General features: G+C 64.9%; 27 protein-coding genes and 1 tRNA gene. 16 read left to right on the top strand and 12 right to left on the bottom strand.

Going from position 1 to position 24,398, the window contains the following annotated elements; all coding sequences use genetic code 11:
* Nucleotides 1-4: 4 nt before the first annotated feature.
* Both recJ and EWH10_RS04145 read left to right on the top strand, forming a co-directional pair.
* Nucleotides 5-1,771, top strand: coding sequence for a single-stranded-DNA-specific exonuclease RecJ (gene recJ, locus EWH10_RS04150; RefSeq protein ID WP_044660360.1), 1,767 nt, complete (start codon nt 5-7; stop codon nt 1,769-1,771).
* A 121-nt stretch (nt 1,772-1,892) separates the two neighbouring features.
* Nucleotides 1,893-1,968, top strand: a tRNA-Glu gene (locus EWH10_RS04145).
* Nucleotides 1,969-2,161: 193 nt separating this feature from the next.
* Here EWH10_RS04145 and EWH10_RS04140 read toward each other — a convergent pair.
* Both EWH10_RS04140 and EWH10_RS04135 read right to left on the bottom strand, forming a co-directional pair.
* Nucleotides 2,162-3,256: a LacI family DNA-binding transcriptional regulator gene (locus tag EWH10_RS04140; RefSeq protein ID WP_037482940.1), complete on the bottom strand. Its 1,095-nt coding sequence runs from the start codon at nt 3,254-3,256 to the stop codon at nt 2,162-2,164.
* Between the two features lie 305 nt (nt 3,257-3,561).
* Nucleotides 3,562-4,656, bottom strand: coding sequence for an NHL repeat-containing protein (locus tag EWH10_RS04135; protein ID WP_197565233.1), 1,095 nt, complete (start codon nt 4,654-4,656; stop codon nt 3,562-3,564).
* 344 nt (nt 4,657-5,000) lie between these two features.
* On the opposite strand from EWH10_RS04135, the gene EWH10_RS04130 reads away from it, so the two are divergent.
* From EWH10_RS04130 to EWH10_RS04100, 7 genes are all read left to right on the top strand, one after another.
* Nucleotides 5,001-6,158: an IclR family transcriptional regulator domain-containing protein gene (locus EWH10_RS04130; RefSeq protein WP_137710225.1), complete on the top strand. Its 1,158-nt coding sequence runs from the start codon at nt 5,001-5,003 to the stop codon at nt 6,156-6,158.
* Between the two features lie 294 nt (nt 6,159-6,452).
* Nucleotides 6,453-7,457 carry an MBL fold metallo-hydrolase gene (locus tag EWH10_RS04125; RefSeq protein ID WP_044660358.1) on the top strand — a complete coding sequence of 335 codons (1,005 nt, stop codon included), beginning with the start codon at nt 6,453-6,455 and terminating at the stop codon, nt 7,455-7,457.
* Nucleotides 7,458-7,496: 39 nt separating this feature from the next.
* On the top strand, nt 7,497-8,570 hold the full coding sequence (locus EWH10_RS04120) for a peptidyl-alpha-hydroxyglycine alpha-amidating lyase family protein (protein WP_165363313.1): 1,074 nt from the start codon (nt 7,497-7,499) through the stop codon (nt 8,568-8,570).
* A 131-nt stretch (nt 8,571-8,701) separates the two neighbouring features.
* Nucleotides 8,702-9,586 carry a DODA-type extradiol aromatic ring-opening family dioxygenase gene (locus EWH10_RS04115; protein ID WP_037482922.1) on the top strand — a complete coding sequence of 295 codons (885 nt, stop codon included), beginning with the start codon at nt 8,702-8,704 and terminating at the stop codon, nt 9,584-9,586.
* Nucleotides 9,587-9,613: 27 nt separating this feature from the next.
* On the top strand, nt 9,614-10,426 hold the full coding sequence (locus EWH10_RS04110; protein WP_044660357.1) for a DODA-type extradiol aromatic ring-opening family dioxygenase: 813 nt from the start codon (nt 9,614-9,616) through the stop codon (nt 10,424-10,426).
* A 394-nt stretch (nt 10,427-10,820) separates the two neighbouring features.
* A complete protein-coding gene (locus EWH10_RS04105) occupies nt 10,821-11,306 on the top strand; it encodes a RidA family protein (RefSeq protein ID WP_229742342.1) in 486 nt (161 codons plus the stop codon).
* Nucleotides 11,307-11,347: 41 nt separating this feature from the next.
* The gene (locus EWH10_RS04100) at nt 11,348-11,719 is read left to right on the top strand and encodes a nuclear transport factor 2 family protein (RefSeq protein WP_025549689.1); all 372 of its coding nucleotides are present in this window, start codon (nt 11,348-11,350) and stop codon (nt 11,717-11,719) included.
* Nucleotides 11,720-11,780: 61 nt separating this feature from the next.
* Here the strand turns inward: EWH10_RS04100 and EWH10_RS04095 are convergent, their stop codons facing one another.
* Nucleotides 11,781-12,017, bottom strand: a complete 237-nt coding sequence (locus EWH10_RS04095) for a DUF2061 domain-containing protein (RefSeq protein WP_044660356.1) — start codon at nt 12,015-12,017, stop codon at nt 11,781-11,783.
* 116 nt (nt 12,018-12,133) lie between these two features.
* Here EWH10_RS04095 and EWH10_RS04090 point away from each other — a divergent pair, with 116 nt between their 5' ends.
* Nucleotides 12,134-12,874 carry a DUF72 domain-containing protein gene (locus EWH10_RS04090; RefSeq protein WP_044660355.1) on the top strand — a complete coding sequence of 247 codons (741 nt, stop codon included), beginning with the start codon at nt 12,134-12,136 and terminating at the stop codon, nt 12,872-12,874.
* A 305-nt stretch (nt 12,875-13,179) separates the two neighbouring features.
* Here the strand turns inward: EWH10_RS04090 and EWH10_RS04085 are convergent, their stop codons facing one another.
* Nucleotides 13,180-13,365 (bottom strand): PspC domain-containing protein, encoded by a 186-nt coding sequence (locus EWH10_RS04085; protein ID WP_044660354.1) that lies wholly within the window; start codon nt 13,363-13,365, stop codon nt 13,180-13,182.
* A 325-nt stretch (nt 13,366-13,690) separates the two neighbouring features.
* Here EWH10_RS04085 and EWH10_RS04080 point away from each other — a divergent pair, with 325 nt between their 5' ends.
* Both EWH10_RS04080 and EWH10_RS04075 read left to right on the top strand, forming a co-directional pair.
* Nucleotides 13,691-14,077, top strand: coding sequence for a gamma-glutamylcyclotransferase family protein (locus EWH10_RS04080; protein ID WP_083198935.1), 387 nt, complete (start codon nt 13,691-13,693; stop codon nt 14,075-14,077).
* A 173-nt stretch (nt 14,078-14,250) separates the two neighbouring features.
* Complete coding sequence (locus EWH10_RS04075) at nt 14,251-15,150, top strand: dienelactone hydrolase family protein (protein WP_044660352.1); 900 nt, start codon at nt 14,251-14,253, stop codon at nt 15,148-15,150.
* Nucleotides 15,151-15,261: 111 nt separating this feature from the next.
* Here the strand turns inward: EWH10_RS04075 and EWH10_RS04070 are convergent, their stop codons facing one another.
* Nucleotides 15,262-15,798: a peroxiredoxin gene (locus EWH10_RS04070; RefSeq protein ID WP_371873047.1), complete on the bottom strand. Its 537-nt coding sequence runs from the start codon at nt 15,796-15,798 to the stop codon at nt 15,262-15,264.
* Nucleotides 15,799-15,993: 195 nt separating this feature from the next.
* On the opposite strand from EWH10_RS04070, the gene EWH10_RS04065 reads away from it, so the two are divergent.
* From EWH10_RS04065 to EWH10_RS04050, 4 genes are all read left to right on the top strand, one after another.
* Nucleotides 15,994-16,536, top strand: a complete 543-nt coding sequence (locus tag EWH10_RS04065) for a hypothetical protein (RefSeq protein WP_044660351.1) — start codon at nt 15,994-15,996, stop codon at nt 16,534-16,536.
* A gap of 127 nt (nt 16,537-16,663) precedes the next feature.
* Nucleotides 16,664-17,734, top strand: coding sequence for a DNA replication/repair protein RecF (gene recF / locus EWH10_RS04060; RefSeq protein WP_044660350.1), 1,071 nt, complete (start codon nt 16,664-16,666; stop codon nt 17,732-17,734).
* 107 nt (nt 17,735-17,841) lie between these two features.
* Nucleotides 17,842-18,372 carry a CHAP domain-containing protein gene (locus EWH10_RS04055; protein WP_025549682.1) on the top strand — a complete coding sequence of 177 codons (531 nt, stop codon included), beginning with the start codon at nt 17,842-17,844 and terminating at the stop codon, nt 18,370-18,372.
* A gap of 86 nt (nt 18,373-18,458) precedes the next feature.
* Nucleotides 18,459-19,127 (top strand): CHAP domain-containing protein, encoded by a 669-nt coding sequence (locus tag EWH10_RS04050; protein WP_044660349.1) that lies wholly within the window; start codon nt 18,459-18,461, stop codon nt 19,125-19,127.
* Nucleotides 19,128-19,294: 167 nt separating this feature from the next.
* On the opposite strand, the gene EWH10_RS04045 is transcribed toward EWH10_RS04050, so the two are convergent.
* The 7 genes from EWH10_RS04045 to EWH10_RS04015 form a co-directional block, all read right to left on the bottom strand.
* Entirely contained in the window at nt 19,295-19,570 is a 276-nt protein-coding gene (locus tag EWH10_RS04045) for a DUF3297 family protein (RefSeq protein ID WP_025549680.1), read from the bottom strand.
* A 31-nt stretch (nt 19,571-19,601) separates the two neighbouring features.
* Nucleotides 19,602-20,459 carry a S1 family peptidase gene (locus tag EWH10_RS04040; RefSeq protein WP_025549679.1) on the bottom strand — a complete coding sequence of 286 codons (858 nt, stop codon included), beginning with the start codon at nt 20,457-20,459 and terminating at the stop codon, nt 19,602-19,604.
* Between the two features lie 3 nt (nt 20,460-20,462).
* Nucleotides 20,463-20,885 carry a DUF350 domain-containing protein gene (locus EWH10_RS04035; RefSeq protein ID WP_025549678.1) on the bottom strand — a complete coding sequence of 141 codons (423 nt, stop codon included), beginning with the start codon at nt 20,883-20,885 and terminating at the stop codon, nt 20,463-20,465.
* Between the two features lie 202 nt (nt 20,886-21,087).
* Entirely contained in the window at nt 21,088-21,384 is a 297-nt protein-coding gene (locus EWH10_RS04030; RefSeq protein WP_044660348.1) for a hypothetical protein, read from the bottom strand.
* A gap of 110 nt (nt 21,385-21,494) precedes the next feature.
* Complete coding sequence (locus EWH10_RS04025; protein WP_065846153.1) at nt 21,495-22,736, bottom strand: SAM-dependent methyltransferase; 1,242 nt, start codon at nt 22,734-22,736, stop codon at nt 21,495-21,497.
* Between the two features lie 31 nt (nt 22,737-22,767).
* Nucleotides 22,768-23,520, bottom strand: a complete 753-nt coding sequence (locus EWH10_RS04020) for a molybdopterin-dependent oxidoreductase (protein WP_044660346.1) — start codon at nt 23,518-23,520, stop codon at nt 22,768-22,770.
* Nucleotides 23,517-24,248 (bottom strand): cytochrome b/b6 domain-containing protein, encoded by a 732-nt coding sequence (locus EWH10_RS04015; RefSeq protein WP_044660345.1) that lies wholly within the window; start codon nt 24,246-24,248, stop codon nt 23,517-23,519. Before EWH10_RS04015 ends, EWH10_RS04020 begins: the two co-directional genes overlap by 4 nt.
* Between the last annotated feature and the right edge of the window lie 150 nt (nt 24,249-24,398).

Below are 24,398 nucleotides of genomic sequence, written 5' to 3'. Positions count from 1 at the left end.
CGGCATGACCATCGCGCTCAACATCACCCGCTCTATCCTTGGCCAGCCCTGGCGGTGGCGCGGGGGCAATGGCGACGGGCGCGATCCCGGTTATCGGCCCGACGATCTGGTCACGCAATTGCTGCTGGCGCGCGGTTGCCCGCGTGAGGCGGTGGAGGCGCACCGCAACCCCACCATCCGCCATTTCATGCCCGACCCCAGCCTGTTCCGAGACATGGACGCCGCCGCCGAACGGCTGGCCGATGCGGTGGTGCGCGGGGAGGATGTGCGCATCTTCGGCGATTATGATGTCGACGGCGCGACCAGCGCGGCGCTGCTGATACGCCTGCTGCGCGATCTGGGGCTGGCGGCGCGGCCCTATATTCCCGACCGGCTGATGGAGGGATACGGCCCCTCCGGCGAGGCGCTGGTGCGGCTGGCGGGCGAGGGGGCGACGCTGATCGTCACGGTGGACTGCGGCGCGCAGGCGTTCGAGGCGCTCGCCATGGCGAAGGCGGCAGGAGTCGATGTCGTGGTGGTCGACCATCATAAATGCGCCGCCGCCCTGCCCGAGGCGCTGGCGCTGGTGAACCCCAACCGCCTGGACGAAGCGGAGGAAGCGGCGGCGCACGGTCATCTGGCGGCCGTGGGCGTGGCCTTCCTGCTCGGTGCGGCATTGATCCGCGTGCTGCGCAGACGCGGCTGGTTCGACCGGCGTGCCGAGCCGCCCTTGATGGAACTGCTCGACATCGTCGCGCTGGGCACGGTGGCGGATGTGGCGCAACTGAAGGGCCTCAACCGCGCCTTCGTCGCGCAGGGGCTGAAGATCATGGCGAAGCGGCGCAATATCGGCCTTTCCGCCCTGATCGACGCCAGCCGCCTGACGCGCGCGCCGCTGTGCCACGATCTGGGCTTCGCGCTTGGCCCGCGCATCAATGCGGGCGGGCGCGTGGGCAAGGCGGATCTGGGGGTGCGGCTGCTGATCACCGACGATCCGGCGGAAGCGGCGAAGATCGCGCAGGAGCTGGACCGGCTCAATGAGGAACGCCGCGCCATAGAGGCGGCGGTGCAGGCGGAGGCGGAGGAACTGCTCGCGGCGCAGGGCAATCGGGCGGTGGCGCTGGTGTCGGGCGCGGGTTGGCATCCCGGCGTGATCGGCATCGTCGCCGGGCGCATCAAGGAGAAGGCGGGGCGCCCCGCCATCGTCGTCGCCCTGGATGAGGAAGGCGTCGGCAAGGGGTCGGGCCGCTCCATCTCCGGCGTCGATCTGGGCGCGGCGGTCCTGGCGGCGAAGGATAGCGGCCTGCTGGTCGCGGGTGGTGGTCATGCCATGGCGGCGGGCCTGACGGTCGCGGCGGACAAGGTGGATGCGCTGGCCGACTTCCTCGACGAACGGCTCGCCAACGCCGTCGCGAGGGCGCGGGACGACCGGGCGCTGCTGATCGACGCCGTGCTGGCGCCTGCGGGGGTCAATCCGGATTTCGTCGCCGCCATCGACGCCGGCGGTCCCTATGGGGCGGGGTGGCCTGCGCCGCTCATCGCCTCCGGCCCGATGCGGGTGGTCAAGGCCGATGTCGTCGGCAACGGCCATTTGCGCGCGATCATGGCGGGCGACGATGGCCGGTCGATCAAGACCATCGCCTTCCGCCAGGCGGAATCCGATCTGGGCCAGGCCATTCTCGGCGCGCCGCGCGACCGGCGCCTGTGGATAGCGGGCCGCGCGAAGATCGACGATTGGGGCCCCCGTCCTGCCGCCGAACTGCATCTGGAGGATGCCGCCTGGGCCGATTGAGAAGCGGATCGGCAAATTTTCGCCCCGCGCCCTTTTCATGACGAAAAGGGGGTTGACCGTTCCAGAGCCACCGCCTAATGCCCGCCTCGCTTCGCAGCGACGCCCAAGCGGACCTGCATGTGGCCCCTTCGTCTAGCGGTCTAGGACGCGGCCCTTTCACGGCTGAAACACGGGTTCGATTCCCGTAGGGGTCACCATTTATCAATGCCTTGCGAGGCGGTTGGATAGTGGCTGGCGCCGATCTGGGCGCGCGCGGCCAGCGGATTGAGCCAGTCGGCTTTCGGCTATTCTCCTGGAACTATTGTCGCCCCGCCTGAAGGCTTGGGCATTCACCCGTCTGCGTTTCGCTCCATGCCTGACGTCCAGCCTCGGTTCGGCTGGACCTTCCGGTTATCCCGCCACGGCCGTTCTCGTCGCCTTCGCCGATCGCGTCCTCTTTGCCTGCCCCTGCCGGGGTCGAGCCGTCGATTCCCGCACGACGAGCGAAGGCGCGAGCACGATGTTGCGGATCTCCGGATCATCCCCGCGAATGCGTTGCAGCAGAAGGTCGGCCGCCTCCCGCCCCAGGGCATTATGGCCGATGCGTATCGTCGTCAGCGGCGGCGTCACCAGATCCATCATGGGCATGTCGTTATGCCCGACGATCGATATGTCCTCCGGGCACCGAAGGCCGCGTTCCTTCAGCGCATCATAGGCGCCCAGTGCGAGAAGGTCGTTTGCGGCGACGATCGCGGTGATGTCGGGGTCACGGTCCAGCAGGCGGCGGGTCGCAATCGCGCCCTCTTCCCGCGAATAGCCTTCGGCTGCTTCGTGCAGCGGCTCGGTCGAACGAAGGTCGTGCTGCTCCATCGCGCCATAAAAGGCGCGCCGCCGCAGATGGCCGGTGGACACCGTCTCCGGTCCTGCGAGATGTGCGATCCTGCGATGTCCCAGTTCCACGACATGGTCGACCGCAAGTTGCATTCCCAGCGCGTCGTCGGAGACGACGGCCGACAATCGGCGCTTTTCCTCCGCCCGGTTGACGAGAACCGCCGGAAGCCCCTGTTCGAGACAGAAATCGACCACCGGGTCGTCGCGCTGGACGGTCGCCAGGATCAATCCCTCGATCTGCCGCGTCGCCAGCTCGCGCACGATCTCCAGCTGCCGGCTGGAATCCCGCCCCACATCGGCAACCACGGTCGAGAAGCCTTCCGCCGCAAGCCTTTCCGCCGCGCCGCTGAGGATCGGGGAAAAGACGGTATTCGCGATGTCGGGCACGAGCATGCCGACAAGATGCGAGCGGCCGGTGCGCAGGCCCGCGGCGAGCAGGTTGCGCCGGTAGCCAAGGCGCTGCGCCGCCGCGAGCACGCGTTCAGCCACTTCCTCCGCGACCAGATAGCGGGTCGCTGGGTTGAGCGCGCGGGAGACGGTCGACGGGTGAACCGCAGCGGCCTCCGCGACCTGCTTGATCGTCACGGTCCGGGATTTGGTGCTACTGCGCGGCAAAATAGTCTCCTTTGACAGGCCTTTCTCTTCCCGCGCGCAAATCTTGGCAACATGATTTCGCATTCCGGCCGGTCGCGGGCCTTTTGCAGGCGGCTGCGGCAGGATGGAGGGGCGCCGGTTCATGGCGGCGGGGCGATGCGATGCCGCCCGCGAACGGCCGCTTCGACGGACCGTCAGGTCATCGCGCCGCTATCCGGGCCGTCGGAAATCCGGTCCGGGGCTTGCCTCTGGCTTGTCGTGCTTAAAAGGAGCGATGCGGCAAGGAGCGCCCCCTCCCCTGCCGAGGCCGATATTTCCCGCCGGGCTTAATGCTGGCGTTTGAAGCGCTGCACCCGGCGGCCATAACCGACTTCCGCCGTGTAGAGATTGCCTTTCGAATCGATCGCGATGTTGTGGATCGACTTGAACTGGCCGGGCTGGCGGCCCGCGCGGCCCCATTTCGTGACGAACGCGCCGGTCTGGCGGAGCAGGGTGACGACCTGTCCGTTGCCGCCGTCGGCCACGAAGATATAGCGTTGCGCGGCGTCTTCGGACAGGACGAGGTCCCACACCGATCCGCTGCCCAGCGTCTGGGGCTCCACCTTGAACTCGCGCACATAGGTGCCGTCCTTGCGGAACACCTGTATCCGGTCGTTGGCCCGGTCGCAGACATAGACCAGACCGTCGCGGGCGATGCGCACGCAATGAACCGGGTTGTTGAATCCCTGCGATACCGAAGCGGGCGAATAGGGCGGCAGCTTGTCGTCATTGGGCACCGAACCGCTGCCGCCCCAATGCCGCTTATATGCACCGGTCGACAGGTCGAAGACGATCACCCGGCGATTGCCATATCCGTCCGCGACATAGAGTTCGTTCGCCGCGCTGTCCGTCATCATATGCGCCGGGCGTCCCAGCCGCGTCGTGGAATTCGACCCCTTGGTGCCGTCGTCGGCCCCGAACTGGCGGATGAACTTGCCGTCGCCGGTGAACTCCAGCACCTGGTCGCCGTCCAGATTGCCGGCGATGAAGACATGGCCCGCATCGTCGACATGGATGCCATGTTCCATCTGCACCCATGGATGGCCCTGCCTGGCTCCGCCCCAGGCGGCGAGAAGATTGCCCTGCTGGTCGAATTTCATGACCGGCGGAGCAGCCGAGCAGCAAAGCGACTCAGGCGGAGATTTCTGCGCGCCCTTCTCGTCGTCGAGCAGCGAACCCGGCCGCTGGATGATCCAGACATTATCGTCCTTGTCGACGGCGACGCCCGAGACCTGGCCCAATATCCAGTTGCCGGGCAGGGGCCTTGGCCATTGCGCGTCGGGTTCGAACCGGGGGGCGTCGGCGGCGGGTTTCTGGGCGGGAACGGGCGCTGAGCCGATGCAGCCGATCAGCATCGCCATGGCAAGGAAACAGCGCCGCATAGTCATCCCTCCGGGCCCATTGTCGACCGAATAAGGCTCTCAAGCAAAGGGCCCGCGTCCTAACATATTGTTATTCCGAAAGCGCCGTGGCAGCAGGCGGTTGCGCGCCCTGATGATAGCCATTATTTATCTTAATTAATAAGATTTCAATTGCCTATATCGCGATATGATGGTGATTTGCAGCGTCTGTCAAGGCGCAATCAGGGTGCGTGGCATCTGTTCAGGAAGGTTTCCCCTGTGGAAGGAAGCTGCTAGCTGGAGTTTCGCGCCCGGGGTGGCGCCTTGGGTTTGGATTGGGAGAAGTATTCATTCGCGGACCGGTTCTAACGCCGAAGAATAATTCGGTGACGCGGGCGTTTGCGATCCTGCGGGCCATAGCGGGCGCGGGTCGTGATCTGAGCGCGACGGAGGTTGCCCGCGCGGTGGGCAGCAATATGGCGACGGTGCATCGCTTCCTGCTGACGTTGGAAGGTGAGGGTGCGGTCGCGCGCGGGCGCAAGGGCGGTTTCCATCTGGGGCCGGCCCTGGCCGACCTTGGCGCCCGGGTGGAAGGCGACGTGCTGCTGGTGAATGCGGCGCATCCGCATCTGGAGGCTCTGGCCGATGAATTCCGCGAAGCCGTCCACTGCGTCGCGCGCAGCGGGAACCAGGCGATCAATGCGGCCGTGGCGCGGCCCGACCGTTCGCTGGTCATCAGCCATCCGGTGGGCGAGCCGTTTCCGCTTCACTGCACCTCCGCGGGCAAGCTGTTCATCGCCTCGATGAGCGAGAGTCACCGCGCCAGCTTCCTCGCCAATGCGGAGCTCAGGCGCTACACGCCCGGCACCATCGTCGATCCGGGGCAGCTCATGGCCGAACTCGGCCGCATCGCGAAGCAGGGCTATGCGGTGGACAATGAGGAATGGGAGGAGGGGCTTCGTTCGATCGCCCTGCCGCTGCATAACATGCGGGGCCAGGTGGTGGCGGCGATCGCGCTGTCCGCGCCCAGTTCGCGGCTGGGCGACGAGCAGTTGGCGAAGGCGCGGTCCGCGATCGCCGGCAGCGTGACCCAGATCGAACGGTCGCTGTCGATCGAAAGCCGGGTTTTCCCGTCGCGCGCCAAGCCGCGCGGCAATTTCCCGCACCTGAAGCGCGTGGCGGATTTCCTGTTCATTTCGGGCACCAGCGCGCGGCGGCCGGATGACAGTTTCGAGGGCGCGACCGTTGGAGAAGACGGCAAGGTCGTGATCGACATAGAGCGGCAGGCGCGCTTCATCTTCGACGCGATCCGGGACATGCTGGCAACGGCGGGCGCGTCGCTGGCGGACATCGTCGATATTCAGGTCCACCTGCTCGACATGGCCGATTATGAGACCTTCAACCGCGTCTATGCCGATTATTTCGGCTTCGAAGGCCCTGCGCGCAACACCGTCGCGGTCAAGGAACTGCCCCATCCCCATCAGGGGATCATGATCACCGCCATCGCGTTCAAGCCGGGTTCCCATATCGCCCCGGACGAATGACGCCATGGCCCTCGACCGGAGCGATTTCCAGGCGACGCAATCGATCGCTGATTAAGAAATCGCGTTAGGACGGAAATCAGGGCGGTTCCGGCCCGGTGCCGGGATCGCGCGCCTGCTGTTTGATCCTTGTCCGTTCCATCGTGCGATGTCGCGCGAGCGCCAGCCGTGGCTGTGTGACATAAATTCTCATCTAACGACTTTTATATCTTGCATATCGAGATAATATATTTCATGCAGGGTTCCGGGAAGGGAGAGACGTGGATGCCCGATGTTCGTTTGAGCCGAAGGTCCGCAATGTCCGCCATGCCCGGAGGGCGGGCGCGTCGCCGGTTCTGGCGGGCAGCCGCCCTCGCCCTGTTGGCGGCGGCGGGCGGTGGCGCGGCGCAGGCTCCGGCGGCGAAGGTGCCGATGGTGAAAAGCCAGGCGCCGGGCTTTTATCGCATGATGCTGGGCGACTATGAGATCACGGCGCTCAATGACGGCGTCGTCGACTTCCCGCCGGCAAAGCTCTTGACGAACACGACGGCGGGCGAGGTGGCCGCGATGCTGCGCAAGCGGTTCGAGCCGGATGCCGTGCCCACGTCCGTCAATGCCTTCCTGATCAACACGGGCGACCGCCTGATGCTGGTGGACACGGGCGCCGGAAAGGTTCTGGGGCCGCGTCTGGGCGGGCTTGCCGAAAGCCTGCGGGCGGCGGGGTACCGGCCGGATCAGGTCGATGCCGTGCTGATCACGCACATGCATCCCGACCATATCGGCGGCCTGGTGAAGGATGGGCAGCCGGCATTCCCCAATGCGACCGTCTATGCCGACAAGACCGATGCGGCGCTGTGGCTGGACCCGGCCGAAGCGGCGAAGGCGCCGGAGGATCAGGGCAAGCTCGGCAAATATCGCTTCCGGGCGGTCAAGGAGTCGATGGACGCCTATAGCCGGCGCGGCAGGCTCCAATATTTCGACGGCACGGGGGAAGTGCTTCCCGGCATACGCGCCATCGCCTCTCGCGGACATTCGCCCGGCCACGCCTTTTTCGAGGTGGAATCGAAGGGCGAGCGCCTGCTCTTCTGGGGCGACATCATGCATTTCGGGCAGGTCCAGCTCGAGCTGCCGGAAGTGGCCATGTATTCCGACATCGATCCTGCAAAGGCGACGGCGAGCCGGTTGGCGGCGCTGAAGGATGCAGCGGACGGGCGCTATCTGGTCGCCGCCGCGCACCTGCCCTTTCCCGGACTGGGGCATATCCGCAAGGCCGAACGCGGCTATGCCTGGGTGCCTGTCACCTACGAAATCCCGCCCCGCTGAAGGGGGCGGCTGGACGGCCCGATGCGTGAAGGCGTCGGGATGATGCATCGATGGGAGGAGGCGACATTGCGACTGGGTTCCGGATTATTGGCCTTCGCGGCGACGATGCTGCTGCCCGCCGTTGCGGTCGCGCGCGATGCGGCTCCGCGCAACGACCTGCCTCAGCCTTATGAAACGACCCGGGATTGGGGCACTTTGCCCGCGGGCATGAAATGGGCGGCGGTGACGGCGGTGGAATCGGCCCCGGGCGGCGTCATCTACGTCATCCATCGCTGCTTTGAGAATTCCTGCATCGACCGGCCCGAACCGCCGATCCTGAAATTCGATGCGCAGGGCCGACTTCTGAAGGCATTCGGCCAGGGCCTGTTTCGCTTCCCCCATGGGGCGACCGTCGATCCGCAGGGCAATTTGTGGGTCACCGATCTGGGTTCCGTTTTCCTGGCCGAGCGTGGATCGGGCGACAATGGCGGCAAGATCGTGAAATTCGATCCGGACGGCAAGGTGCTGATGACGCTGGGTCACGATGCGCTGGGTTCCGCCACAGACTTTCTGGATCAGCCCAATGACGTCGTGGTCACGCGCAAGGGCGACTTCTTCGTGTCCGAAAGTCATTCGCCCGGCGGCAAGAACAACCGGGTGCTGAAATTCTCGAAGGACGGCAAGTTCATCGGGCAATGGGGGCGCAAGGGGAGCGGTCCTGGCGAGTTCAGCGAGCCTCACAGTCTGGCGCTCGATTCCCGTGGGCGGCTGTTCGTGGCCGATCGGGAGAATAACCGCATCCAGATCTTCAGCCCGGACGGCAAGTTCCTGGCCCAATGGCATCAGTTCGGTCGCCCCAGCGGCATCTATATCGACGGGAAGGACAGGCTCTATGTCGCGGATTCCGAATCCAGTCCGGTCGAGGGCCGCAATCAGGATGCCCGCATCCGTCGCGGTATCCGTATCGGCAGTGCCCGGACCGGAAGGGTCGACGCCTTCATCGAGGATGCCGAAGCGGCGGAACCCAGGCATTCCGGGGCCGAAGGCGTGGGTGTCGACGATCAGGGCAATGTCTATGGCGCGGTCGTTGGCCGCCGCATGCTAGAACGGCATGTGAAGCGGCCGAAGCCATGAAGGGCTGCCCGATTCCGAATGATCGGCCCGTTGCAAGGCCCGCAGACTTTCGTTGACGGCTTCCTGCAGGCTTGATACCAATCTTACAAGACGAATTATTTTTCTTACTTAATGAGAATCGGAGAGAGCTCATGTCCCAAGGTAAGATTCTCGCGGGCTTCGTGGCGCCGCATCCTCCCCATCTCGTCTATGCCGAAAATCCCCCGCAGAACGAGCCGCGCTCGGAGGGCGGGTGGGAGCCGCTGCGCTGGGCCTATGAAAAGGCGCGCAAGAGCATCGAGGAACTGAAGCCCGACGTGCTGCTCGTCCATTCGCCGCACTGGATCACCACAGTCGGCCACCATTTCCTGGGCGTGGAGCGTCTGTCGGGCAAGTCGGTCGATCCGATCTTCCCCAACCTCTTCCGCTTTGCCTTCGACCTGAACGTCGACGTCGACCTTGCCGAAGCCTGCTGCGGCGAGGCGCAGGCGCTTGGCCTGACCGCCAAGATGATGCGCAATCCGAACTTCCGGGTGGATTATGGCACGATCACCACGCTGCACATGGTCCGTCCGCAATGGGACATCCCGGTCGTCGGCATTTCGGCCAATAATTCGCCTTATTATCTGACCCTCGACGAGGGCGTGGAGGAGATGGAGCGGCTGGGCGAAGCGACGCGGCGGGCGATCGAGAAAAGCGGCAAGCGGGCCGTGCTGCTCGCGTCCAACACCTTCTCGCACTATCATTTCCATGAGGAGCCGGAGATTCCCGAGGATATGAGCCGGGAGCATCCGCAAAGCTACAAGGGCTACAAATGGGACATGCGCATGATCGAACTCATGCGCAGGGGCGAGATCCGGGAGGTGATGCGCCTGTTCCCCGAATGGGTGGAGGAAGCCTTTGCCGAAGTGAAGTCCGGGGCCTTCCCCTGGATGATCTCCGCCATGGAATATCCCACCACGCCTGCGGAGCTTCACGGCTACGGCACGGTCATCGGCACCGGCAACGCCGTCATGGAATGGCGCCTGGCGGCCTGAGCCCCAATCGAGATACGAGGACATATCATGCCGGTCGTTTCCGCATTTCTGATGCCGGGCAATCCGCTGCCCTTCCTGCGCCAGGACAATCCGCCCTGGGCTCCGCTCGCCACGGCGGCGAAAGCGGCGGGCGAGGCGCTGCGCGCCAGCCGGCCCGACGTGCTGCTGATCTATTCGACCCAATGGTTCGCCGTGCTGGACGAACTGTGGCAGGCGCGTCCGCACAGCACGGGCGTCCATGTCGATGAGAACTGGTATGATTATGGCGACCTCCAGATGGACTTGCGTGCGGATGTTTCGCTGGCTCAGGCGTGCGTCGCGGGGGCCAATGCGGCGGGCCATCGATCCAAGGCGGTCGATTATGAAGGCTTTCCGATCGACAGCGGAACGATCGTCGCCAACGCCTTCCTAAACCCCGGCGGAACGATTCCGACGGTGGTCGCCGCCAACAACCTCTATCATGATTTCGCCACGACGGAGGCGCTGGGCCGGGTGGCGGCGGAGCAGGCCGATCTTCAGGGCAAGCGCGCGGCGGTGATCGCGGTCGGCGGCCTTTCCGCCGGCTATTTCGACAAGGATATCGACATAGCCGAGGATCGTATCGTGGATGAGCAGAGCGACGCCGCCAATCGCGCGCTGCTTGCCGCGATGGAGCAGGGCGGGGCGGACCGCTTGCGCGCCGGACTGGATGACTTCGCCGCGGCGGCGAAGACCGACATGGGGATGAAGCATCTGGCCTGGCTGTTGGGGGGCGTGGGCGATTTCAAGAATGCCCATGTCCATGGCTATGGGTCGACCTATGGCGCGGGTGCGGCCGTGGTCGAGTTCAAGCTGGCCTGATCCGGCGGACCATGGCCGTCAGCCGGCATCGCCATTCCCTTGACTCCATGTCGCCGGACGCGCCGGGCGGTTCGGACTTCGCGCTTGAAGGCCGCGCTTGTCCCCCTTCGCTTGCGGCGGCGGCGGGAGAGGCGCTAGAGCCGATCGACATTCAGAAGATGACGAGCCGAAAATGGTGGTTTTCCGTGACCCGGCGCGCAGCGTACTCAAAGTACGTGAGCACCGGAAGCACGGAAAAGCGTCATTTGCAGGCCGTCAGGGCTGAATGTCGATTGGCGCTAGGCCCCGGGGGCGGGTTCTGGCAGCAAATGGCCCGTCCGGCACAAGCGGGGCGGCCAGGCGTTCATCATGGGCTTCGCGTTCGAAAGATCGGTTCGATAGAGTTTACGGTGCAATGAAGATGACAGATGAATTGAAGATCGGCCTGCAGCCGGCACCCAATGGCCGTCTTGCGGCGGCGCCGGCCGGCATAGTGGAGGGCAAGGCGAAGCCGCGCGGGCAATTTCCCCATTATCGGCGGGCCGGGGACTTCATCTTCATATCGGGCACCAGCGCGCGAAAGCCGGACAACAGCATCGAGGGTTCCGATGTCGACGAAATGGGCGTCACCCAATTGGACATCAAGGCGCAGACCCGCGCCGTCATCGAGAATATCAGGGATATATTGGCGGCCGCCGGCCTCGACCTGTCGGATCTTGTCGAGGTAAGTTGCTTTCTCGTCAGCATGAACGATTTCGGTGGCTTCAACGAAGTGTGGGCGGAATATTTCGACGAGACCGGCCCCACCCGGACGACGGTCGCCGTCCATCAGCTTCCCCATCCGCTGCTGCTGGTCGAGATGCGCGCCATCGCCTACGCCCCGGACCCGCAGATGGGCTGATCCGCCCGCGAACAGACCAAGCCCGATAGAAGGAGGAAATCATGTCCGACCGTCGCGAACGGATCGTGCGCGCCTATTTGTCCGCCATGGAAAAGGGCGACCTGAACGGCGTGCTCCAATGCTTCGCAGCCGATGGCAAGGTGATTTCGCCCGTCTATGGGGAAGAGCCCGTCCGCCCATTTTACGAAAAGCTGTTCGCGGACACGATCAGCGCCAGCGTCGACCTGCACAGCCTGTACGTCAGTCCGACGCAGCCCGAGCGGCTGATTGCCCATTTCGCCTATCGCTGGAGCCGGCATGGCCAGCCCGATGTCGATACCGACCTGATCGACCTTTTCGAATTCGATCCGCAAAGTGATCGGATCGGGCGTTTGCGGATCGTTTTTGCGCCCTTGCCCGGCAGCGGCGCGTGATGGGCAGCGCCATGGCCGGACGGGCAGGCCGCCCCCAGGATTCCGTCGAAGGTTGCGGCTTTCAGGCGAAGGCGGCCTGATCGCGAACCCATTCCCGCCCCGCGCCGCGTGGCGGACGAGCGGTGATCTTCTTCCACGCCTGCTCATGGAAGAAGAAGGCGACGGCGTTGATCATCGGTTCGATCAGCGCGATCCCGCCAGCCATGGCGACGGAACCGGTCATCAGATAAGCGACCGAGAAGCCCACGGTCAGGTGGATGCTGAGATAGGTGGCGGTCTTGATCAGGTCTGTGGACATGGCTCTGTGCTCCTGTTGCCGCTCAATTAAGATTCGTTCGCAATAGGTGCCAACAGCTTTTCCCTCTGGCTCTGATCGCCTTTGCCGATCAGGATGGCGGGAAAGGAGAGTCCAGGATGAGCGGAAAGATCAGGGTCGGCATCGGCGGTTGGATCTTCGAACCATGGCGCGGCACCTTCTATCCCGAAGGGCTGCGGCAGAAGGACGAACTGGCCTATGTGGGCCAGCATCTGACCGCGACGGAGATCAATGCCACCTATTACAGCACGCAAAAGCCGGCGACCTTCGCCGGCTGGGCCAAGGCCGTGCCGGATGGCTTCCAGTTCGCGGTGAAGGCGTCGCGCTACTGCACCAATCGGCGCGTGCTGGCGGAGGGGGGCGAATCCATTGCCAAGTTCATCAACCAGGGTCTGGTCGAGCTGGGCGACCGGTTGGGGCCGATCCTCTGGCAATTCATGCCGACCAAGAAATTCGATGCGGAGGATTTCGGCGCTTTCCTGAAGCTGCTGCCGGCCAGCATCGACGGCGTGCCTTTGCGCCACGCACTGGAGGTGCGGCATGAGAGTTTCGATGATCCCGTCTTTTTCGACCTCGCGCGGCGGGCCGGCGCGGCCGTGGTCTATGCCGACCATCCGGAATATCCGGCGCTGCAAGGCCAGGAGGTCGGCTTTTCCTATGCCCGTCTGATGCGCACGCGGGAGGAGGAGCCGACTGGCTATTCGGCGGAGGAGATCAAGGGCTGGGCGGAGGTGGCGTGCGAACGGGCCGCCAGAGGCGACGTCTACGCCTTCTTCATCAGCGGGGCGAAGGTCCGCGCCCCCGCCGCAGCGCAGGCCATGATTGTGGCTTTGCAGTAACATCGACTGTTGCATTTGCTGCAACTGCGAAATCGTCCTTTGCGATTGTTACAACATCATGTCGGGCGCATAGGCCCGCTCGCCCCTGGTGGCGATAAATAACAATGACTTGCAGGACGAATGATATGCGACATACGGTTCAGGGCGTTGCCCTTATGGTTGCGGTCGGCGCGCAGATGCTGACCTTCTATTCGGTGCTGTTTGCCTGAGCGCAACATGACCCGATCCAAAGAGTCCTTGATGGACATCGGAAGAGCCGCCCTGGATATTGCCATGGGCGGCTCTTTCATTATCGCGGGACTTGATCAACCCTCCGCCAGCCAGCCCGCCAGCAGATAAGCGACGAGGCCGACCGGACCCAGGGCGCACAGCGTCAGCAGCACGAGCGCAATCCGGATCAGCGTGACATCCAGGCCGGTGCGGTTGGAAAGCCCGGCGCACACGCCCATGATCTTTCCATTGCGGCGGTCGAGGGTGAAGCTGTTGTTCATGAATCTGGCCTTCTTGAAGAGATATGGCGGGATCAGGCGATCGGCGCGATCGGAACGGCGGCGCCGATGAAGAGCGCGGAAACCAGCAGGGCGCCGGTAAGGGCAAAGGCGGCGTTTTGAAGCTTGGCGAACATGATATACTCCCTGATTTGTGCTTGGCCGGACAGTCCGGCCGTGATGCAAGGAAGATTGCAGGAGCCGTGCCAATTTCGATTTCGACCCGATTTTCAGGCATTTTCGCGGCCCATTCCTCATTTTTGGGCGGGAAATTTTCCGCTAATTGGGCAAATTTCCTGCAAGTCGGGAATATTTGCAGGGTGATCGTCTGAAGGGGCCGCTTCTCTTCGTCTACGGCACGCTCCGGCCCGGTTGCGACGAACCGATGGCCCGCTGGTTGGGCGATGCGGCCCGTCCTGTCGGCCCAGCCGTCGCGCAAGGCGCGCTTTATCGCGTGGCGGCCTATCCGGGCTTCGTGCCTGGCGGGACCGGTGACGTGACGGGCGACCTGTTCGCGCTCCCCGATCCGGAGGCGGTGCTTGCCGCGCTCGACGATTATGAGGAATGCGCTGCCCACTTCCCCCAGCCGCATGAATATCGTCGCGAACGGCTGATCGTCCTGGGCGAACATGGGCCGGTGGAGGCATGGACCTATATCTACAATCGCGACGTCGTCGGGCTGGAACGGATCGAGAGCGGTGATTTCCTGAGTTGAGAATGGCTTGCGCGAGGCCCGGGCGCGGCTGGAGCGTTTTCCGGGCGGATAGAATGATCTGCTGGCTCGGAAAACGCAGCAAAACAAAAGCCTGGGCATCATGCAGAAAACCGGTTCCCACTTTTCTGCATGATGCTCTAGGCTCTCCCGCCATGGCTTGAGGAGAGACGCGCATGACCGATGAACGGGATCAGCCGGAACGTTTGCCCGAAGACAGCAACTGGATCGGTTCGACCGGCCTCGACCGGCGCAAGCTGCTGGTGGGCGGGGCGTTCGCTGCGGGCTTCGCCGCAGCCTGCCGGCCTGTGTCCAGCAGCGCGGTCCAGACCTCCGGCGAAGGGTTGAAGGAAGAAAGCGTCTCGATCGGGGCGAGCGACGGCTTTGCCATGCCTGCTTTCGTCGCTCGTCCCGCCGCCGGCAAGGCTGCGCCCGTCATCGTCGTGGTGCATGAGATTTTCGGCGTGCATGAATGGATCCGCGATATCTGCCGCCGCTTTGCAAAGGCGGGTTATTACGCCATCGCTCCCGACCTGTTCGCGCGCCATGGCGATGCGACCAAGGTGACTGATTTCAGGCAACTGGTCGGCACCATCGTGTCCAAGGCCTCCGACGAGCAGGTGTTGAAGGACATCGACGCCACCTATGCCTGGGCGGGCAGCCATGGCGGGGACGGCAGGCGGCGCGGCATCACCGGCTTTTGCTGGGGCGGGCGGGTCGTGTGGCTCTACGCCGCCCACAGCGGGGAACTGGACGCGGGCGTCGCATTTTACGGCCGGCTGGTCAGCGACAAGACCGAATTGCAGCCGCTGAGCGTCATCGAGCAGGTGAACCGGCTCAAGGCCCCGGTGCTTGGCCAATATGGCGCGCTGGACAAGGGCATTCCGGTGGCTGACGTCGAGAAGATGCAGGCAGCGCTGAAGATCGCGGGCAAGTCGCCGCCGGACGCGATCACCGTCTACCCTGGCGCCGACCATGGCTTCATGGCCGACTATCGCCCCAGCTACAACGAAGCCGCCGCCAAGGCCGCGTGGGACGCGACGCTCGGCTGGTTCGGCAAATATGTGAAGCGATAGGGATCGTTCGGCTTGGGCTGAGCTGAAAGCGGCGCCCTTGCCATATGTTCATTCTTTACCGCCATGCTGAAGCAAGTTCGGCATGACGGCTTTGCAGGGCGGCGGCTGCCCTTATTTCTGCTTCATCGCCTCGACGGCGGCGAGCGTGCTCTTCACATGGCCGGCATAGTTCATCTCGCTATGGACGAAGGCGATGCGGCCGCTGGGCGCGATGACATAGGAAGTGCGGTCGGTCATGCCCGGCCGCATCTTCAGCGCCACGTCATAGCCCGACACGATGTTGGGACCAGCCGACGCCACGGCGAACTTGCCCGCGCATTCCTTGGTGGAGAAGGCGACCAGATCGTCCACCGGATCGGCCGACATGCCGATCACGGTCGCGCCAGCCTTCCTGAAATCCTCGATATGTTCGGCGAATTCCCGCGCTTCGGCGGAGCAGCCGGGGGTGAACGCCTTGGGGAAGAAATAAAGCACCACCGGCCCGCGCTTCAACTGGTGCGACAGGGTCAGGGTGAAGGTCTTCCCCGCCAGCGCGCCGCGGGTGGTGAAGTCGGGCGCCTTGGCCCCGACGGCCAGCGCCGCCATGGCGGCCTGCGAACCGACGGCGGCAGCGGCAAGGGCGAGAGCGATCTTCAGGCTTCTCATCATCGGCTTCCTCTTCATTCAGGCGGTGGGGGGCTTCCGATAGTCCATCCCTTCGGCCATGGTGATGACTGCAACGTTCGCCGCGCGCAAGTCCGCCAGTGGCCCAGCCGGATCGCGGGGGAAGAAAAGTCAGCCCCTTTCCGGCGCGCCATGGCATAAGCCGTGGCTGAGAAGTGGCCGAGAAGGAGTGTGGCAGGGATGAAGCAGGAACGCGCGCTGGCCGGAACCCATTGGCCGAATGCCGGTTTTCCTCCCATGCGCGCGATGATTCTCCTGCCGCTGCTCGTCCTTGCGGCGTGCGGCGACAAGCCGGGCGATCAGCCCGGGATAGCCACCAATATCGTCGACGAAGCGATGAACGAAGTGCAGCAGGTGCCGGAAGGCGCGAACGGTATCCAGACCGCTGAACCCGCGCCGGAGATTCCATCCAAGCCCGTGCCGGTGGGGTCGACCATCCCCGCCAGCGTGCAGGGGCGATGGACGGGCCTGGACGAAAGCTGTGCCGACCGCGCGACCGAGCTGGAGCTGACGATCACGCCGACCAGCCTGGTCTTTCTGGAGAGCGAGGGGAAGGCGACCGGCGTGTCACACGGCCCAGACGGCCGCATCCGCATCGACGCGGCCTTCACCGGCGAAGGGCAGAGCTGGAACAGGAAGCTGGAATTGCGGCCCTCGGCCAGCGGGCGGGAGTTGACGGTGATCGACGACGGCCGGGCGGTGACGCGGAAGCGGTGTAGTTGATCTTCGGCCTGTTCCTGCGAAGGCGGGAAACGGGATCGGGCGGCAGAATTGGGTTCCTGCCTGCGGAGGAGCGCGGAATGCTTACTCCAAGCTTTCCCAAAGCCGCCGCACTGGTTAGAGCCGCCTCATGATCGGCCGTCTTACCTTGAGCGATTTCCGCAATCATGCGGATGCGCTGATCATGCCCGATCACAGTTTCATCGTGCTGACCGGGGATAATGGCGCGGGCAAGACCAACATATTGGAAGCCGTGTCGATGTTGGCGCCGGGACGCGGCCTGCGCGGCGCGGCCCTGCGCGACATGGTCCGGCAGGACGGGGCGGGCGGTTTCGGCATAGCGGCGGAAGTGGACGGCGTGATGCTGGGTACAGGGGTTCTCGCTTCGGCCCCCGACCGGCGTCAGGTGCGGATCGGGGGCGTCGCCTCCTCCGCCAATGCGCTGGCGGATCATCTGTCCATCGTGTGGTTGACGCCGGCCATGGACCGGCTGTTCATGGACAGTCCCGGCGGGCGGCGTCGTTTCCTGGACCGGCTGACGCTGGCGCTTCACCCCGCCCATGCCGCGCACAGCGCCCGCTACGAGGCGGCGATGCGGGCGCGCAACCGGCTGCTTAACGATCTGTCCGCCGCCGATCCTTCCTGGCTGAGCGCGCTTGAAACGCAGATGGACGAGCATGGCGCGGCGCTTGCCGTCGCGCGCGCCGATCTGGTCGGCCGCTTGCAGGCCGCGCTGGAGGACCAGCCCGACCATCCCTTCGCCCGTCCGCTGCTGGCGATCGAGGGGGAGGGGGAGGGCGACGAGCCCCTGGGGCTTCGCCTGGCCCGCGAACGCCGCCGCGATGCCGCTGCCGGTCGCACCTTGTCCGGCCCGCACCGGCAGGACCTTGCCGTCGTTCACGCCGCCAAGGCGCAGGCTGCTGCGCTCTGTTCGACCGGCGAGCAGAAGGCGCTGCTGCTCTCCATCCTCCTCGCCCATGCGGCTCTGGTGGCGGCTCATCGCGGCCAGCCGCCGGTGCTGCTGCTCGACGAAGTGGCGGCGCATCTCGACCCGTCGCGGCGGGCCGCGCTGTTCGACCGGCTGCGGGAAACCGGCGGCCAGGTCTGGATGACGGGGACGGAATCCGCACTTTTCAACGGCTTGCCTGTGGCCAGCCGGTTTTGCGTAACGGCGGGGCACGTCTTTCGTTCCGCAGATTGACGCGCCGCAACAACGACTCGTCGCTGGCTGCTTTTCAACGCGTCCGGCGTCTGCCCTAAAGCATGGCACGGGGTTAAGTCGTTCAAATAGTCGGGGGTCGCATTCCTATGATCGGTGGTTTTCGCGCTATTGTCGCAGCGGCAACGCTTGCACTCGGTGCCCTGATCACGACCCCGGCCGCTGCCGGCGTCCTCCAGTGCGCGCCCTTCGCCCGGCAGGTTTCCGGTATCGAGCTATATGGCAATGCCAACACCTGGTGGGGTCAGGCCGATGGCCGCTATGAACGCGGCCATGAACCCCGTGTCGGCGCCGTCCTTGCCTTCTCGGCGAGCCGTTCGATGCCGGTCGGCCATGTCGCCATGGTCAGCAAGGTGGTCAGCGAACGCGAAGTGCTGTTGACCCATGCCAACTGGTCCTATCGCGGCGGCGTAGAGCGCAATGTCCGCGCCATCGACGTGTCCCCGAACAATGACTGGACCGATGTGCGCGTCTGGTATGGCCCGATCGGGGATCTGGGTCTGCGGCCGAACCCCGCCAAAGGCTTCATCTACGCGCACAAGGCGAGCGACGCTCCGGTGCAGATCGCCATGGCGGATCGCGCGACGGCAGGCTCCGACGCCGCGCGGGGTGCTTTCTGACATTTTAACCATTTCCTAATGGCCGCCGCCTAATTTCGTCGGCGGTGGGGCGATTCTGAGACTTTTGGGGTCGCATGAAAGTGGGAATGATGCGCTGGGCGGCCTTGCTGCTGGCTGGCCTGACAACGACGCCTGTGCTGGGCGCGACCGTGCTGCAATGCGTGCCCTATGCGCGCACCGTGTCGGGCGTCCAGATCTATGGCGACGCGCTGACCTGGTGGGACCAGGCGGAAAACCATTATAAGCGCGGGCATGCGCCCCGCAGGGGAGCGGTGCTGGCCTTCCGTCCCGTCGGCCCGATGGTGCTGGGCCATGTCGCGGTGGTCAGCAGGGTGCTGGACGACCGGCGCGTGCTGATCCGGCATGCCAACTGGTCGGTGCCCGGCGCGATCGAGGAGGATGTTCTCGCAGTCGACGTATCCGAAGAAGGCGACTGGAGCGAGGTGCGCGTCTGGCACAGCCCGACCAACCGGATGGGCGCGCGCAGCAACCCGACCTTCGGCTTCATCTATCCCGACAAGCCGCAATTGCGCGAGTTCCGGACCGATCCGGCGCTGGGCGTCAGCACGCGCTTCGCCAGCATGACGGTGACCAAGGACGATCCGGAGGAGGATAGCGCTCCGTTGCGCAGGTCCGCTGCCCAGCCGCGGCTGGCGGTCGACCTGCGTGCCATCCGCTATGCCGATGCGGCGCCTTCCGCCCGTTCGCTGCGCGACATCATCGCGGACGTGAAGCGAGACGCGGCGCTGCGTTGAAGCGGCCCGATGCTCCCGCGCGGGCAGCAACCCGGTCCCGGCTATCCTGAAAACACGGCGTCCGAACGGGCTCTCATGAGCCTCTCGTCTCATCGGAACGCGGCTGAATTAAAGGGCGCGGCCCTCTGGCGAGGCGGCGCCCTTTTTTCTTCAGCGCAGGCGAAACCCTATTCCGCCTTGTCCGCTGCTTCCCCGGCGCCCTCGTCCGCATTCTCGAACCACGCCTCGACCGGCCCGGAGAGCTTGATCGTCAGCGGCTGGCCGTGGCGGTCGCGGGTCTTGCCCGCCGCCACGCGAATCCATCCTTCGGAAATGCAATATTCCTCGACATCGTTGCGGACGCGGTCCTTGAAGCGGATGCCGATGCCCCGCTGGAGCACGTCCATGTCGAAAAAGGGGCTCTTCGGGTTGGTGGAAAGGCGGTCGGGGGGCGTATCGCTCATGATGGTCCAAATCCTGTCAATCTGGCGCGACCTAGCCCTTAGGCCTGCCCGCCGTCAACTGCTGCGGTCCATCGTCGACATCGCAGAAGATGCGCCGGATCACCCCCTGCGCCAGCCAGGATTCGAAGCGGGCATGCGCATCGGCCAGATCCAGGAAGGGATAGGCGACCGGCCGTTCCCCCACCGCCCGGCTGGCGATGACCAGCCGCATCATGGCATCGGGCGCCGTGGTCAATATGCGTCCGCGCCGGTCGGTGGCGGCGCTGTTGACGCCGACGACATGGCCGTCCTCGGCAAAGACCGGACCGCCGCTGATGCCCGACAGCGTGCCGTCACCCATCGGAATGCGCGCATGCTCCGCCCAGGCGAGCACGGGCTGCGTCTCCTCGCCTGCGCCGCGCCGGGCGCGGGCGGCGCCGATCAGTTCGGATATGACGAGCGTCGGCTGTCCGCCCGGAAAGCCCATATGATAGCCGACCGATCCGGGCGGCGGCATGCGGTCCGACAGCGGCAGGGCGTGGTCGCTCGCCACGCCCCCGCGCACCAGCGCGGCATCCGCTTCCCGGCTTTCCACCAGGCGCGACACGGGGCGGGCGAAGCCGCCCTGCTCTATGCCGACCCGGGTGCAGCCATGGGTGACATGCTCGGCGGTCAGCCATGCGCCGTCCCGGTCGATGGCGAAGGTCGTGCCCATGCTGTCGGCGGGCGCCTCCGTCCGTTCCTCGATGACGAAGCTCTCATCGCTCCATTGCGGCATCGGACGGCGCGGCGAGCGCGGGTCGAAAGCCTCGACATGCAGCGGCGTTGGCCTGATGACCTCGCTGATCCACAGCAGGGCGAGGATGATGCCGAGCAGGCCGGGCAGACAGCCGAAGCGCCGGCCCGCCACGGCTCAACCCGCGACCGCGCCGGCGGTCAGGCAGGCGATGGCGACCTTCATCATGGCGAGGAAGATGGCGGCGGACCGTTCGTCCGCCTCGATGCGGGTCGGCAGCGAGCCCAGCAGGAAATCGACCACGCGGAAGGCGATGAGTTGCAGGATCAGCGTCACGCTGCCCCAGATCATGATGTCCCAGACATTCACCGAGCCCGCGAGGCAAAAGCCCAACGGCACCGCCAACCCGATCGCCGCCCCGCCCAGCGAGATCGCCGCGGCAGCATTGCCTGCCCGGATCAGTGCGAATTCGTCATGCGGCGTGATCCACATATAAAGCGCCAGCGCCGCCAGCCAGGCCAAGGTTGCGGAACCCAGGTGCAGCAGGAAGATGGGCAGGCCCGACAGCAGGCTCTGAATGACGGGCATGGGATCGGTCATCGCGTCAAAATGCCGCAAGCGGATGCCGGGCGCAATTGCCAGTCGATGGCGAAACGGGTGGAGAGGAAAATGGCGCAACCCGCGCAGCTTCCCCTCCCCATTCACTTCGCGGGTGTCGAACAGAGGCGGGTGCCTCTCCTGCACCCTCCCCACGCTGCGCGCAGGGAGGATCGCATGGCATCAACCAGCCGATGCGGTCAGATCAATTGCAGACCCGAACCTTCACGCGCCGGTCGCGGTAATGATTGTAGCGCCATTCGGTCCAGCAACGCTGGCGGTAATGCCCGCGCCAGGAGCGCCGGTCGCCGCGCCAATAGCGGCGGTCGTCATGGCGCCAGTCGCGCCTGCCGTCCCAGCGCCTATCGTCCCAACGGTCTCCGCGATACCCGTCGCGATAGCCATAGCCGCCATAATATTGCGCCTGTGCAGGGGCCACGCTCGCCCCCATGGCGGTGATCGCCAGGCCCAGGGCGGCAGCGCCCTTCCACAAGATGTTCATGTCTTTCTCTCCTCAGCATGCACGCCCGTCGCCGGGGTCATGAAGGGAAGATGCACCGGCCTTACTGAACCGTCCGGGAACGGCGTCGTCAGCCAATATTCATGGATGGATCATCGGCCCCGCAGGGCGCTTTCCGCCTCCAGCATATAGTCGCGCGTGATCGGCAGGCTGCGGCGGTCGCGGACATATTGGACCTGGTAATTCACCATGCCGCCATGTTCGAACACCGTGGCCGCACCGGCCAGATAGAAGGTCCAGAGGCGGAAGAACCGCTCGTCGTACAGGGCGACGATGTCCGCCTTGTGCGCCAGCGTCCGCTTGTACCATTCGCGGATGGTAAGGCCGTAATGGATGCGCAGCACCTCGACATCCGTGACCATCAGGCGGGTGCCCTCGTTGCCCTGGATCATCTCCGACAGGGCGGGGATGTAGCCGCCGGGGAAGATATATTTCTGGGTGAAGGCGTCGGTGATGCCCGGCCCGTCGACCCGGCCGATGGTGTGGACCAGCATCACCCCGTCCGGGGTCAGCAGGTCGCGGCACTTGGTGTAGAAGGTGCGGTAATCCTTGGTCCCGACATGCTCGAACATGCCGACCGACACGATGCGGTCGAACGGCCCGTCCATGTCGCGATAATCGATCAGTTCGAAGCGCACATGGTCGGCCACGCCGGCATCCTGCGCCCGCTGGCGCGCGACCTTGAGCTGCTCTTCAGACAGGGTGATGCCAGTCACGTCGACGCCGCAGGTGCGATGCAGGTACAGCGCCATGCCACCCCAGCCGCAGCCTATGTCGAGCACCTTCATGCCCGGCTTCAGGTGCAGCTTGGCCGCGATATGCGCCTTCTTGTCCTCCTGCGCCTGTTCCAGGCTGATCCCCGCCTCATTGTCGGCATCGGGGAAATAGGCGCAGCTATATTGCCGGTCCCGATCGAGGAAGAGGGCGTAGAGAGCGCCCGACAGGTCGTAATGATGCGCCACATTGGCCTTCGCCCGCGCCCGGTGATTGGCGGCCCAGAGCTTGCGCCGGATCGCCTTGAAGCCGCGCTTGACGGAGCCGAGATCGCTGATCGACTTGCCCGTTTCCCAGGCATTGTTCATGCGGATGAGCGAGATCAGTTCCATGATCCCGCCGCCCTCTATCGCGACGCGCCCATCGATGAAGGCCTCCGCCATGCCGAGGCGCGGGTCCCTGACGATGTCGAACGGCACACGCGCATCGTGGAATTTCAGCGCCAGCGACGGAAAGCCCGGTTCGGGGGTTCCGACCGTGATCTTCCTGCCGTCATGATAATAGATGCTGAGCTGGCCCCGCGTGACCAGCCGCTTGATGACGCGATCGAACAATTTCATAGGGCCACCCTGTCAGGTCATTCCGCTGCCGTCAAATGCCCGCATACCAGTCATAGCCGGCGCGGTCCTCCCAATAGCCGCCCTTGCCGCCGCCTATGCCGTCAAGACTCGCAACCGCTTCAATCTTCATCAGATATTTCGCCTGCTTGTAGCCCAGTTGCCGCTCCACCCGCAGCCGGAGCGGCGCGCCATTGGCCACGCGCAGGGGTTCGTCGTTGAGCGCGAAGGCGAGGATCGTCTGCGGGTGGAAGGCGTCCTCCAGATCGATGCTTTCATAATAGCCGCGCCCGCCGCCCATATCGTCGGCGCAGTGGAAGACGATGTACCGCGCCCCGTCCCGCAGCCGCGCCGCGTCGAGGATCGGCTTCAACGGCACGCCGCGCCATTTGCCGATGGCGCTCCACCCCTCGACGCAGTCGTGGCGCGTGATCTGCTCCCGATGGGGCAGGGCGTGGAGCTGCGCCAAGGAGAGGGAAAGCGGCCGTCCCACCAGTCCGGTCACATGCAGCCGCCAGTCGGCAAAGCCGTTGCGCCACAGCGCCTTATATTCGGCTGTGTTCGGATTGGCGGTACCGTTGGGGCGGAAGAAGGGAGAAATCTGGTCCGGCCGGAATTCCCGCGCCAGCGCGTCGCGGGCCATCAGGCTGCGCTGCGCCCATTTGTGGAAATTCCCGGCGGAAAACAGCGCCTCGCGCACCGTCTCGTTCTTCGCCAGCCGGTCGCATCCCGCCAGCGTCGCGGCGGCGCCCAGTACCAGGGTCCGACGGTCGAGGATCAGGCTCATCGCCGCGCCTCCGGCACGCGATAGCGTCCGCTGATCATCGAGCGGATTTCGTTCAGGGGCCCGGCCAGCACCACCATCAGCATATGCACCAGGAAGAAGGCGACGAGCATGAAGGCCGTGATGAAATGGATCGAGCGTGCCGACTGGCGCCCGCCGAACAGGTCGACCAGCCAGGGCCATGCCGCGTTCATGCCTGGCGACATGGTGAGGCCCGTCAGGATCAGGATCGGCAGCGCGACGAAGATCACGCCGATATAGCTGGCCTTTTGCAACATATTGTAGCGCAGCGCCGCTTCGCCGGTTGGGAAACGCAGCCGGACATGGTCCTTTATGTCCTGCCAGACATGGCGCGGCGCCAGTTCGTCGCGCCGGAAGGCCAGGTCGCGCGCCAGATGCCCGCCGAACAGGCTCCAGACCATGTAGAAGAGCAGCGCGAAGGCAAAGATCGGCGCGGCGCTCAGATGCCAGTGCCGCGACATCGCCAGATTATAGTGGGCGGGCAGCGTGATCCAGCTTCCGAACCGCTCCAGCACCAGCCACGGGCGGTCGAGATTCGCGCCATAATGCCCCCAATAAAGCCGGGGATGCGCATTGAAGATGCCAAGCCCGCTGGCGAACAGCACGTAGAGCAGCAGCGCATTCAGCCAATGCCACAGGCGCGTCGGTCCTTTGTGGCGCAGCACCAGCTTCGGTTCGGCGGCTATCGGCTCGGATGAGGCGCTCTCCATAGGCTGCTGTTACCCTTTTGCACCAACAGCGTCAAAAAGGACGATGCCGTTACGCGCATGAATCATTTTTCATGATCCCGTTCATGTGGGAGCCAGATTGCGGGTCCATAAGCGCCGCTGCCGGGATCGAGTAAAGTTTCCGGATTTTTG

This window comes from Sphingobium fuliginis (genome assembly GCF_004152845.1).
Taxonomy (GTDB): Bacteria; Pseudomonadota; Alphaproteobacteria; order Sphingomonadales; family Sphingomonadaceae; genus Sphingobium; species Sphingobium fuliginis.
The sequence above is the reverse complement of the archived record's forward strand: the minus strand, read 5'-3'. Positions and strand labels throughout refer to the sequence as shown.